Origin of the sequence: Bellilinea sp. (genome assembly GCF_034432615.1) — a bacterium.
Lineage (GTDB): Bacteria > Chloroflexota > Anaerolineae > Anaerolineales > Anaerolineaceae > Bellilinea.
The window spans coordinates 1-11731 of record NZ_DAOUBL010000093.1 but is presented as its reverse complement, the minus strand read 5'-3'; the positions used below and the strand labels follow the sequence as shown (position 1 = coordinate 11731).

Genomic DNA, 11731 nt, shown 5'->3' with positions numbered 1-11731 from the left:
AGCCAGCCGCCCAGTAAAATCAGCACGGCGGCGGTCAACCCCGCCACCAGCCAGCGCGGTATTGGTGCAATGGATGAGGTGCTGCGTTCGGCAATGTTCACAGGTTTAAGACGCCCAAACAGGGGCGGAGTTCCCTTTCTGCGCCCTCAACGCACCGGCCGCGGGAAGCCCCAGCCATGCAAACGCACCTGCTGCGGATCGGTGTGCCAGATGCCGGGAATGTGCGTTCCGCAGCGCGGACAGTTGCCCTGCGCCGTGAGGCGGTAGTCGGTAACGATATAACCGCGCCGCGCCACCAGCGTTTCGCCACAATGCGGGCAGTGCGTATCTTCCAGCGACCCCACTCTGCCCGGCAGGTTGCCGGCATAAACAAAGTGCAGGCCGGCTTCCTGACCAATTTCCGCCGCTTGCAGCAGGGTGCGCGCCGAGGTGGGCGGCGGGTCAGTCATCTTGTAGTCAGGATGAAAGGCGGTCACGTGCCAGGGAATATCCGGCGAGACCGAAGCCAGAAAACGGGCCGCCTCCCACAACTCTTCCGGGCTGTCGTTGAAGCCGGGCACCACCAGCGTGACCACCTCCACCCACAAGCCCCGCTCGTGTGCGCGGCGGATGGTATCCAGCACGTGCTGCAGCACACCGCCCAGTTTGCGGTACTGGCGGTCCTGCATGGTTTTGAGGTCTACCTTGTAGGCATCCAGATAGGGACGCAGGTAGTCGAGGACTTCCGGTGTGGCGTTGCCATTGGAGACGTAGGCGCACAGCAGGCCGCGCTGTTTGGCCAGCCGGAAGATATCCACCGCCCACTCGGAGGTGATCAGCGGCTCGTTATAGGAGGAAACCACTGCCTGAGCGCCGTTGCGCAGGGCGTATTCCACCAGTTTTTCCGGTGAAATACGCAGAATGTACTCCGGGTCAATGCCGGCTTGCGGATCACGCAGGGTTTGCGAAGTGAGCCAGTTCTGGCAGTAGCTGCAATGAAAATCGCAGCCCAACATGCCAAAAGTGAGGGCGTCGGCACCCGGCAGGACATGCGAGAAGGGCTTTTTTTCGATGGGATCCACCTGCAAAGCAGCCACATAACCCCACGGCACGCGCAGCTCGCCATCGGCATTGAAGCGCACCTGACAGATACCGCGCCGCCCCGGTTTGATCAGACAGCGGTGGGCGCAGGCGTAACAGCGCACCGCTCCGCCTTCCAGTTTCTCGTACAATTCACCGGGGCGGGTCATTTCATCCAGTCGCTCGGCTAAGGTAACCATTTCTGCACACTCCTTACAAACCGGTAAAAAAGGTCCTCTTTCATTATACCGAAACGGTCAAGCGTATGGAACTATGGCTGACCAGCCTCCGTCTTGAAAATGGAGAACACCCTTTCACACGCCATCGCTGCGCACACCGCTGCGGGAGCCGACCCGCCGGCAGGAGGAGAAGATGGAACGGAAATTAATCGTTACGCTGATTGGTGTTGGACTGATCGTGCTGGTGATTTGGCTGAGCGGCGGTTGCAGCGTAGTTTAACCATATTGAGCCAGTTCCAGGGCAGCGTCCACCATCGCCAGAATGTTTTCCGGCGGTGTTTCGTTGGGGATGGTATGGACCGAAGAAAGTAAATAACCCCCGCCCGCGCCGAGAATTTCAATGACCCGCTTGACTTCAGCCCGCACCTCTTCCACCGTGCCAAATGGCAGCACCCGCTGGGTATCTATGGCTCCGCAGAAGACCAGCCGTTCCCCATAACGCTGTTTGAGCTCCTGCAAATTCGCCATCCGTCCGGCGGTGGTCTGAATCGGGTTGAGCACCTGCACGCCAATTTCCACCAGATCATCCAGCAGCGGAAAGACATCCCCATCCGAGTGAAAGAAGATGCGTGCGCGGCTGTGCTGGCGCACCAGCGCAAACAATTCGGCATGCAGCGGCTTGAGCAGGGTGCGGTAGGTGCGCGGCGAGATGAGCAGGCTGTTCTGGGTGCCTAAATCATCCGCAAGAATGATCAGATCGAGGTATTCCCCCACCTCCCCCAAAAAGTGGGTCAGGTGGGTCTTGCACAGGTCGGTGATTTTTCGCAGCAGCGCAGCGGCAAAATCGGGTGCATCCACCAGATTGAGCAGGAAGGCCTGCATGCCCTGCAGCTGAAAGGCGCGCTCCAGCGGCGACATCAGCCACGGCGCGCCGATGATGGCAAAACGGTTTTCGGCAGCCAGACGTTCGGCTTCCGCACGCAGGTGAGCAAAGCGGGTCGGGTCGTGCATGTCCGGCCACGGGTAGCTTTCCAGATTTTCCACCCGTTGGGTATCCTTGAGCGGGTGAATGGCCGGGAAGTACACTCCCGGCTCAATCTCCGGCTGGCCAACGCCCCAATCATCCACATAGGGGCTGCCGGGCGGGCGGCTGCGGTTGCGCGCATAGGTCTCGGCGGGAAAGCGATCTTGAATGCCGCGCACATCCGAGTGCAGACGCTCCAAAACCGCCTCAGCCGGCAGCGGAGCGCCCAGTTCGGGCCAGTCATACAGCGGCTGATATTCCTGCGGCAGTCCCAAATAAGTCGTCAGGCGGCGGTAGGCGCGTTCCTGAATGCCGGTGGTCAAATCGGCGCCGATCACAATCGGCACCCGGTCGGGCACTTCGTGATTGAGGACAGCCAGCACGCGTTCGCGAGGGGTGAGTAGTGACATGCAACCTCCAAATGCCCTGAAAATCACCCCAATTGTAATCTTTTTTTGGGGGTGAACAACATCAAAAACATGGTATAAAAATATAAACCGGCAAGTTTGTGGAAGAGGGGGCTGGTTTTCCTAATGACTTCTCCTGTAAAGCACTTTTTCCGAATCTTTTCACCTGCGCTGCGGGTTGCTCTGCTCTACCTGCTGATCGGGGGAGCATGGATTGTCTTTTCCGACCGCGTTTTGGAAAGGCTGGTGCAGGATGCGGCCCAACTGGGACGCTGGCAAAGCGTCAAGGGCATTGGATTTGTGCTGGCTATGGCCATTTTACTGTACGTGGAACGTGCTTATGCCATCCGCCTGAGCCGGCGGCAGGAAGAATTACTCAGCCAGCGAATCGCCCTCTTTGAGCAAGCCCCCTCCCCCTTGTGGGTGGTGGATTTGCGCGACCTGCGTTTTCTGGCGGTCAACCCGGCTGCCGAACAGTTTTACGGCTACAGCCGGGATGAATTCGCCGACCTGACGCTCTCTGACCTGCGCCACCCGCAGGAGCAGGCAGGAATAGCGGGGATGATTGAAGCCCTCCTTGAAGGCGGAATTTACCGTTATACCAGCCGGCACATCTGCAAGGATGGACGCGAGGTAGATGTGACCGTCACAGCCCGCACGCTGCTCTGGGAGGGCAAACTGGCAGCCGTCTTTTCGATTGCCGATATCAGCGAATTGCTGCAAACCGAGCGCACTCTGCGCGAACTGACCCAGCAGCTGGAACAGCGGGTTGCCGAACGTACTGCCGACTTGCAGCGCAAGAACCGCGAGCTGGAAACCTTTGCCTACTCGATCTCCCATGATTTGAAAGCCCCATTGCGCGGCATTGATGGATACAGCCGTTTGCTGCTGGAAGACCATGTCCACTCACTGAACGAAGAGGGACGCGAGTTTTTACACGCCATCCGGCGCGGCGCAACCCAAATGGCGCAATTGATTGATGCCCTGCTGGAATATTCCCGGCTGGAGCGGCGCAATCTGGTAGTGGGACGGGTTGAAATGCGGCCTTTGATTGAAACCCTGCTCAACGAATTTGAAAACGATATTGAATCGCGCGCCGTGCAGGTAAGCGTCAATCTGCCTTTTGACAGCGTAGATCACGACTATCCCAGTCTGTATCAGGCGCTGCACAATTTGCTGGAAAACGCGCTCAAGTTCACCCAAAAGCAGCCCCAGCCACACATTGAAATCGGCGGAGAAGAGCGCGACACCAGCCGCATCCTGTGGGTGCGGGATAACGGTATCGGCTTCGATATGCAGTACCATGATCGGATTTTCGAAATTTTCCAACGGTTGAACCACAGTGATGAATATCCCGGCACGGGGATAGGGCTGTCCATTGTCCGCAAAGCCATGGAGCGGGTCGGCGGGCGAGTTTGGGCGGTCAGCGCGCCGGGTGAAGGAGCAACTTTTTTCGTGGAAATTCCAAAACGCTCCTCCAATTTGTGATAAGATTCACATAGTATCCTGTTTACCTATCGGTATATCCCTGTATTTATGACAATACTGACTTGAGGTACCTCGATGGATAAAAAACTTCGATGGTTAAACCATTTCCCCAACCTGTGGTGGGGAATTGCGATTGGTCTGCTGGCTGTCCTGCTGAACGCCGGCGTACCTGTGCAGGCGCAGGAGCAGCCGCCGCAGGAAAACAAAGCCGTCATCTACATGTTTTGGGGCGATGGCTGCCCTCACTGCGCCGAAGCCAAGCCGTATCTGGAAGGGTTGGCGCAGCGTTATCCATGGGTAGAACTGCGCTTCTACGAGGTCTGGTATGACGAAGACAACCGCGTCTTGTTCGAAAAAATGGCGGCTGCTTACGGCTTCGAAGCCCGCTATGTGCCGACCATCTTCATCGGCACGCAGCATTGGGTGGGCTACAACAAATCCATCAACCCGGACATTGAAAAAGTGATCATGGAGTGCCGTGAACTGGGCTGCCCGGATGCCGGCGCAGGGGTGATTTTCCCTGCCCAGCCAACCTCCGCCGCCCCGCAGCCGACCCCCGCAGCCCAACCACAGGCCGAAACGCTCACCCTGCCACTGATTGGAACGGTGGACCTCAGCCGCCAGTCGCTGGCGGTCAGCACAGCCTTGATCGCCTTTGTGGACGGTTTCAACCCCTGTTCGGTGTGGGTACTGACCATGCTGCTGGCGCTGACGCTGCACACCGGTTCGCGCCGTAAAGTCGTCATCATCGGCGTCGTCTTCCTGACCGTCACGGCTGCGGTTTATGCGCTGTTCATTGCCGGGCTGTTCACCATTTTCACTTTTATCAGCTTTGTCGGCTGGATTCGGGTGGTGGTGGCGCTGGTAGCGTTGTTCTTTGCGGCGGTCAACATCAAGGATTATTTCTTTTACAAAGAAGGCCTCTCGTTCACGATTGCCGATGAAAAGAAACCCGGCATTGCGCGCGGTATCCGGCGGGTGATGGATGCCAGCCAATCCCTGTGGGGCCTGATCGGTGCGACGATTGCGCTGGCAGCCGGGGTTTCGCTGGTTGAGTTTTCCTGCACGGCGGGTTTTCCGGTTTTGTGGAGCAACCTGCTGGTTGCCAATCAGGTTGAGCCGCTGACTTTTGTGGTATTGCTGCTCCTCTACATGCTCATTTATCAAATTGACGAACTGGCAATTTTCTTTGTGGCCGTGTTCACCCTCAAGGCCAGTCGCCTGGAGGAAAAGCATGGGCGCATCCTGAAACTGATCGGCGGTGTGCTGATGCTGACCCTGGCGGTGGTGATGGTGCTCAACCCCAACCTGCTGGATGAGCTCAACACTGCGCTGATTGTCTTTGCGGCAGCGTTCGCCGTCACGGGTCTGATCCTGCTGGTGCACCGGCGCATCTTGCCGCGTTTTGGAATTTGGATTGGTACGGAAGCCCACCCGCGCCGGCGCCACACGGGCAGAAAAAGCCGGGCTTCACAACCTGAAAAATAGCCCGCCGATTAGACCAAATCAACGCCAGGACGCCAAGACGCGAAGAAAGAGAAATCCTTTGCTCATCTGCGTCTTCAGGTTATGGTGGGTTCGGGATAAGCGCAAAACCCAGATTGGGCAGAATAACCAACCCCTGCACCTCCCCCATAATCGCTGTAGCGATTATGGGGGAGGCAGGAGGGGGCTAAATATGCTCAATTTGATAGGGCAGGCGTTCGACCAATGGGTTGCAACACCGTTGCGGCGGCTCAGGATTGATGGAGCAGTTCCTCCAGAATGCGGCGTGCCAGATTTGGATCGGCTTTGCCGCCCATCTGACGCATCACCTGCCCGACAAACCAGCCGATCAGGGTCGTCTTACCGGCACGGTAGGATTCTACCTCTTTGGGATTGGCTGCCAGCACCTGCTCGCACACCACACGGATGGCGCCTTCGTCACTCACCTTCGCCAATCCTTCGCGCTCGACAATCACCTGAGGCGCTTCGCCGCTCTCTTCCACTTTTTGCAGCAGACTCTTGGCGGTGGTGGTGTTGATCGTGCCGCGCTCAGCCAGCTGGATGATCTGGGCCAGGTAGGCCGGTGTCAGGCGCAGTTCTGCGGCGCTTTTACCGCTCTCGTTGATCATCCGCAGCACATCATTCATCAGGTAGTTGGAAACCTTCTTCGGGTCGCCGCCAAAGGCTTTGACGGCTGCTTCAAAATAATCGGATAAACTGCGCTCGCCGGTAAGGATATCGGCGTCATATTCCGGCAGCCCGTACTGTTCAACGAAGCGCGCCCGCCGTTCAAGCGGCAGTTCCGGCAGGCGGGATAGAATGGACTGCTTCCATTGCTCATCCAGACGCAGCGGCAGTAAATCCGGTTCGCGGAAGTAGCGGTAATCGGCTTCGGTTTCTTTGGAGCGCATCTTACGCAGCACGCTGGCATCTTCGTCCCATTCCAGCGTCCAGGCTTCTATGCGCCGTCCGGCTTCCATCTCGCGCGCCTGCCGTTCAATTTCCTTCTCAATGGCATCCCGAACCGCCTCAATCGAGTTCACATTTTTGATTTCAGTCTTGGGGTTGAGGTAGTCCGCCCCCTTAGGACGGATCGACACATTCGCATCACAGCGCAGGTGACCCTTTTCCATGTCGGCTTCCGAAACGCCCAGCCAGCGCAGCAACTGGCGCAGGCGAATCAGGTACTGGGCGGCTTCATCGGCAGAGCGCAAATCCGGTGCGGTGACCATCTCAATCAGCGGCACACCGCAGCGGTTGAAGTCAATCCAGCGGCGGTTGCCGACATTTTTGGTCTTGCCGGCATCCTCTTCCAGATGCAATTTTTGAATATTGACCCGCCGCACGTAGGCCGTCTTGCCGGCAGCTGCCGGCACCGGCACATCCATCCAACCGCGAAAGGCCAGCGATTGATCGTATTTCGAGATCTGGTAACCTTTGGGCAGGTCGGGATAAAAATAATTCTTGCGGTCAAAGTAAGAAAGCGGACGAAGTTCGGCGTGCATGGCGGCTGCCAGCAGCACCCCTTTTTCGACGGCTGCGCGGTTGAGCACCGGCAGCACGCCCGGCATTCCGGTACACACCGGACAGATATTGGTGTTCGGCGGGTCGTTCCACGAATCGGCTTTGCAGGAGCAGAAAATCTTGGTGGTAGTGTTGAGTTGAATGTGGGTTTCTAACCCGATGACGGCTTCGTATTCGGTCATTAAGAACCTCGCAAGGATGGATTCAGCGGCGGATGGTCAAACTTTCGGCTAATTTCCCAATTAACGGATAGCGATACTCTTTGCCGCGCAGCGTACGCACCGCAGCCACAGCTGCCAGCAAATCATACACAAAGGCCGCCGCAATCACCAGCAGAATCATTCCGAAAAACAGGAGCAAAAACGGCACCAGCAGGAACGGCACACGGTCACCCCAGCCGGTTTCACTGAGCGCAATCAGCGGCAGAACGAAAACGAAATAGGCGCCTGCCAGCCCAAAGCTGACCAGATAGTAAAGCGCAAGGGCAACCCCTTGAAAGAGCAGGGCCTGCAAAGCCTGAAAACGCAGCAGCGGGCTGCGCGCCTTTTGGGTCAGCCAGATAATCAACGCCATCAGCATCCCAAAGAAGGGCGCAAACGCACCTAGATGGCAAAGGGCCGCAACCAGGCGGTCTTCGGAATCGTTTGCCAGAGTTTCTTCAGTCATGCTGGACTTTCTCCTTTTTGGAAGAACGGTGCAGCAACTTTTCCAGCCAACCGCCCAGCAGCGGATAGCGGAAATTGCTGCCGTTCAGACAGGCGATGGCGGCAATGATGCCCAAAACCACCCCCAGACCCATCAGCACCAGCAGGAAAGCGAAAAACACAAATTCAGAGATGGACAGAATGATGAAAGGCGTTTGGCTTTGGAGATAAAGGGCAACAATGGCGGTCGTCAGCGAAATCGCTATAAACAATAACCCCAGCAACACCCCCAGCACAACCCAAACCAGCAGCAGAATCACCTGATAGGTCAGCGCCTGAAGGGACTGGAAACGCAGAAAATCCGATTTCTCACGTCGGGTTACCCATACGATTAACGGGGCAAATAACCCCAGGGTAGGAATCAGAACAGCAGCATGAGAAAGAGCCGCCAGCCAGCGCTCATCGGAAGAAAGGTTATTCTGGCTCATCCTTGTACCTCTTCAGCATCAATCAACAGAACCAAAACCGGAACAGCGGGGAAGTGTCTTCGCAGCCGTTCGATATCGAATATCAGCTGCTCTCCATAGGACACACCCGAAGACATCTGACGGTGAAGGTGATGACATGGGACAATCTCTACACCAACCTGAGCTTTGTTTTCATTATAGAAGTATTGGAACTTTGCCAGATCATAAAACATGAAAGGATATTTTCCAAATTGCACTTCAATAAGAACCTGTTCTTTCCAAAAATCAATGGATTTGTAGGCATTTGCGATCTTGATGGGACTGTCAGGCAATTCGATGGTGTATTGATCGCGTAATTCTCGATAACCCAGTTCGTGAAAACGCTGTCGAAATTGGCGATTCATTTCAACCGGTGAGAACAGCCGCTGCCCCTGTTTGTTCTTTTCAAGACTGAACTTACTCCTGACCGCACCTACTTTTTGAATAACCGAATTTATCTCCTCTCGAATTTTGGGGAAACGAACCTGGAGGATTTCACCACCCCCAAGATGGGAATACTCATAAATGATTTTCATGGTCTGTTTGACTCTCCAGATAAGAGGTGCGGTTTTCCAGTAAACTCGCTTGCTGGGGCTGCCCAATTTCAACATAGACTGGTGGAACAACATCATTTTTTCCTTGCGGATCAAACACCTGTCTTTCCATTGGCCGGATGCGCAATCGGCCCTCCTCTGCCAGCCTGATTCTCTGGCGGGCAATTTCAATATATTCAGGCATTATTTCAGCCCCAACCACTCGTCGCTGGTGTATCAGTGCTGCAATTGCAGTCGAACCAACTCCCATAAATGGATCAAAAACCCAATCATCCGGCTTAGTCATCGCCAGCACCAGACGTTCAACCAATTCAACTGGAAATTGACATGGGTGAATGGTTTTTTCTACATGATTCGCCTTCACATTGGGAATTTCCCAAACATCCGAAGGATTTTTACCCAACGGATTGCCCGACAGCTGTCCTTTCTTCGGGCCCTTGAAGTATTTCTTTGTGGGGTATCGTTGCGGCACCCGCACAGCATCCAGATTAAAAAGGTAGTCATCCCCTTTTGTGAACCACAGGATCACCTCATAACGGCCTGAGAAACGACGGGAAGCATGTAGTCCATGCCCGAAATGCCAGACAATACGATTGCGCAGCTTAAGACCAAAGGACTTGAACAAAGGATAAAGCACAATATCCAAGGGGATTATTTCACCGTCTTTTTTGACATGATTTCCCACCTGCCAGCAAATACTACCCTCTTCACTTAAAACTCGTACACATTCCTTAACTACCGCTTCCTGTTGTTCCAGATATACATCCATATCAAGACGCGGTTCGTAGGGCTTGCCAAGGTTATAGGGAGGTGAAGTGACTACCAGCTGAATACGCCCATCCGGTATCGAACGAAGTAAATCCAGTGTATCTCCGTGGTAAAGTACACACTCAGCTTCTTCGCGAAACGTTTCGCAAATTTCTATCTTTCCCATCGTTCACCCCGCCAGATTTCTCAAAACCTGTGGTTTCAGTTTGCGCCACGGCTCGCTCTCGGTAGCCAGCTCCAGCGCGCGGGCAATGCGCAGCAGCACCGGTTCGCTGAAATCGGCGCCCAGCAGCTGCACACCAATCGGCAGGCCGTGCTCATCCAGCCCAAACGGCAGCGAAACGCCCGGCACCCCGGCATGATTGGCCGGCACGGTCAACTGATCGGCATACTGCATCAACACCGAATCGCCGTACACTGCGCCGATCTCAAAAGCAGTCGTGGGAGTAGTCGGCGTCAACAGGGCATGCAGACGATACTTCCCTTCCGGGTCAAAGGCTTGTTCAAAATCACGGCGGATGAGGGTGCGCACCCGCAAAGCGCGCCGGTAATACTGCGCCGAATACTGCGCCGCGCTCACATACATCCCCATCAGAATGCGCAATTTGGGCTGCAGGCCAAAACCCTCGTTGCGCGTCTTGCGGTACAGGTCGCGCAGATCACTGACCGGCTGCGGTGTGCGGTAGCCGTATTTGACCCCATCGTAACGGTGCAGATTCGAGGCTGCTTCCACCCGGCTGATGACAAAATAAGCCGGAATGCCGTAACGGGTGTTGGGCATGGGGACATCCTCGATGATTTCCGCGCCCATTGAAGCCAGCACCCCGGCGGCGTAGCGCACGCGCGCTTCGATCTCGGCGGGCAGTTCCTGCTGGCGGTATTCACCGCTGTGCGCGTCCGGGAAGGTGATCTGAAAATAGTCCGGCGAAAGCCCGATTCGCAATCCACGCACGCCTTCTTCGAGCGCGGCCAGATAATCCGGCACGGGCAGATTGGCGGTGGTCGAATCGCGCGCATCCGGCCCGGCGATGGCCTGAAGCATCAGCGCGGCATCCACCACATTGCGCGCCAGCGGACCGGGGCAGTCCAGCGAGGAGCCGAAGGCGATCAACCCGTAACGCGAAACCCGCCCGTAAGTCGGCTTGACACCCACCACACCGCAAAAAGCCGCCGGCTGACGGATGGAACCGGCTGTATCGGTGCCGAGCGAGAGGGGCGCTTCACCGGCTGCCACCGAGGCAGCCGAACCGCCCGATGAGCCGCCGGGAACATAGGCCGGGTTCCACGGGTTGCGCGGCGCCGGCTGAAAAGCGCTGGATTCGTTCGACGAACCGTAGGTAAACTCGTCCAGATTGACCTTGCCGAGCAGCACCGCACCGGCTGCTTCCATGCGCTCCACCGGTGTGGCCGTATAGGGGGCAACAAAGTTTGCCAGAATACGCGAAGCAGCCGTAGATGGGGTGCCGCGCACGCAGAAAATATCCTTGACGGTGAAGGGAATGCCGGCCAGCGGGCCGGGGTCTTCGCCGGCAGCCAGTTTGCGGTCAATCGCGTTGGCCTGCGCCAGGGCGCGCTTCTTGGTCAGGGTGATAAAGGCGTGGACTTTTTCTTCATCTTCGGGGGTGGGCTGCCCGCCGTCCAGCTGACCGGGGCGGCCGTCCACCTTTTCAATTCGCTGCAGGCAGGACTGGGTAATTTCCAGCGCGGAAACCTGTTTCTGACGCAGCAACAGACTCAATTCGTAAGCAGGCAGGTCACAAAGTTCCATGGGGCATCATTCCAGCGTGGTATGGGGAATATCGGGGACGACCACATAACCGGCTTCGCTCTCCGGCGCCTGAGCGATGATTTCCTGCGGGTCGGGGTAGGGCTGCCACTCGTCAGCGCGCGGCGGCTGGCTGATTTGGGGCGGATAGGGTACACCGTGCGAGGTAATCGGCAGGTCATCCTCCAGCGGGATGGCTTCCAGCTCGTGAATGGCGCTCAACTGGGCGTTCAACTCGCGGCGCAGGTATTCGGCCTGCTGTTCGTCCAGTTCCAGCGCAGCCAGATCAACCAGATGAGCAAAGGTCTGCGGGTCAATTCGATCGGTC

General features: G+C 56.6%; 11 protein-coding genes. 2 read left to right on the top strand and 9 right to left on the bottom strand.

Annotation, left to right across the window (positions count from 1 at the left end):
• Window positions 1-146 precede the first annotated feature (146 nt).
• Both amrS and VAE48_RS04370 read right to left on the bottom strand, forming a co-directional pair.
• Window positions 147-1259, bottom strand: coding sequence for an AmmeMemoRadiSam system radical SAM enzyme (amrS, locus tag VAE48_RS04375; RefSeq protein ID WP_322792103.1), 1113 nt, complete (start codon window positions 1257-1259; stop codon window positions 147-149).
• Between the two features lie 255 nt (window positions 1260-1514).
• Window positions 1515-2672 carry a uroporphyrinogen decarboxylase family protein gene (locus tag VAE48_RS04370; RefSeq protein ID WP_322792102.1) on the bottom strand — a complete coding sequence of 386 codons (1158 nt, stop codon included), beginning with the start codon at window positions 2670-2672 and terminating at the stop codon, window positions 1515-1517.
• Between the two features lie 123 nt (window positions 2673-2795).
• Between VAE48_RS04370 and VAE48_RS04365 the strand changes: the two genes are divergently transcribed.
• Both VAE48_RS04365 and VAE48_RS04360 read left to right on the top strand, forming a co-directional pair.
• Complete coding sequence (locus VAE48_RS04365; protein ID WP_322792101.1) at window positions 2796-4157, top strand: sensor histidine kinase; 1362 nt, start codon at window positions 2796-2798, stop codon at window positions 4155-4157.
• A gap of 75 nt (window positions 4158-4232) precedes the next feature.
• Window positions 4233-5645: a glutaredoxin domain-containing protein gene (locus tag VAE48_RS04360; RefSeq protein WP_322792100.1), complete on the top strand. Its 1413-nt coding sequence runs from the start codon at window positions 4233-4235 to the stop codon at window positions 5643-5645.
• Between the two features lie 248 nt (window positions 5646-5893).
• Here the strand turns inward: VAE48_RS04360 and gatB are convergent, their stop codons facing one another.
• The 7 genes from gatB to VAE48_RS04325 form a co-directional block, all read right to left on the bottom strand.
• Window positions 5894-7348, bottom strand: a complete 1455-nt coding sequence (gene gatB / locus VAE48_RS04355) for an Asp-tRNA(Asn)/Glu-tRNA(Gln) amidotransferase subunit GatB (protein WP_322792099.1) — start codon at window positions 7346-7348, stop codon at window positions 5894-5896.
• 22 nt (window positions 7349-7370) lie between these two features.
• A complete protein-coding gene (locus tag VAE48_RS04350) occupies window positions 7371-7832 on the bottom strand; it encodes a DUF4870 domain-containing protein (protein ID WP_322792098.1) in 462 nt (153 codons plus the stop codon).
• Window positions 7825-8298 (bottom strand): DUF4870 domain-containing protein, encoded by a 474-nt coding sequence (locus VAE48_RS04345; RefSeq protein ID WP_322792097.1) that lies wholly within the window; start codon window positions 8296-8298, stop codon window positions 7825-7827. Before VAE48_RS04345 ends, VAE48_RS04350 begins: the two co-directional genes overlap by 8 nt.
• Window positions 8295-8852 (bottom strand): BglII/BstYI family type II restriction endonuclease, encoded by a 558-nt coding sequence (locus tag VAE48_RS04340; RefSeq protein ID WP_322792096.1) that lies wholly within the window; start codon window positions 8850-8852, stop codon window positions 8295-8297. The genes VAE48_RS04345 and VAE48_RS04340 overlap by 4 nt, the downstream gene beginning before the upstream one ends.
• The gene (locus tag VAE48_RS04335) at window positions 8836-9804 is read right to left on the bottom strand and encodes a DNA-methyltransferase (protein ID WP_322792095.1); all 969 of its coding nucleotides are present in this window, start codon (window positions 9802-9804) and stop codon (window positions 8836-8838) included. The genes VAE48_RS04340 and VAE48_RS04335 overlap by 17 nt, the downstream gene beginning before the upstream one ends.
• Before the next feature lie 3 nt (window positions 9805-9807).
• On the bottom strand, window positions 9808-11406 hold the full coding sequence (locus VAE48_RS04330) for an amidase (protein ID WP_322792094.1): 1599 nt from the start codon (window positions 11404-11406) through the stop codon (window positions 9808-9810).
• 6 nt (window positions 11407-11412) lie between these two features.
• Window positions 11413-11731: aspartyl/glutamyl-tRNA amidotransferase subunit C (locus VAE48_RS04325; RefSeq protein WP_322792093.1), on the bottom strand; the 319-nt coding region annotated here is incomplete at its 5' end.

Excerpts from the sequence above, each read along its gene's own strand:
- amrS (WP_322792103.1), bottom strand. The coding sequence starts at position 1,259 with ATGGTTACCTTAGCCGAGCGACTGGATGAAATGACCCGCCCCGGTGAA.
- VAE48_RS04370 (WP_322792102.1), bottom strand. The coding sequence starts at position 2,672 with ATGTCACTACTCACCCCTCGCGAACGCGTGCTGGCTGTCCTCAATCAC.
- VAE48_RS04365 (WP_322792101.1), top strand. The coding sequence starts at position 2,796 with ATGACTTCTCCTGTAAAGCACTTTTTCCGAATCTTTTCACCTGCGCTG.
- VAE48_RS04360 (WP_322792100.1), top strand. The coding sequence starts at position 4,233 with ATGGATAAAAAACTTCGATGGTTAAACCATTTCCCCAACCTGTGGTGG.
- gatB (WP_322792099.1), bottom strand. The coding sequence starts at position 7,348 with ATGACCGAATACGAAGCCGTCATCGGGTTAGAAACCCACATTCAACTC.
- VAE48_RS04350 (WP_322792098.1), bottom strand. The coding sequence starts at position 7,832 with ATGACTGAAGAAACTCTGGCAAACGATTCCGAAGACCGCCTGGTTGCG.
- VAE48_RS04345 (WP_322792097.1), bottom strand. The coding sequence starts at position 8,298 with ATGAGCCAGAATAACCTTTCTTCCGATGAGCGCTGGCTGGCGGCTCTT.
- VAE48_RS04340 (WP_322792096.1), bottom strand. The coding sequence starts at position 8,852 with ATGAAAATCATTTATGAGTATTCCCATCTTGGGGGTGGTGAAATCCTC.
- VAE48_RS04335 (WP_322792095.1), bottom strand. The coding sequence starts at position 9,804 with ATGGGAAAGATAGAAATTTGCGAAACGTTTCGCGAAGAAGCTGAGTGT.
- VAE48_RS04330 (WP_322792094.1), bottom strand. The coding sequence starts at position 11,406 with ATGGAACTTTGTGACCTGCCTGCTTACGAATTGAGTCTGTTGCTGCGT.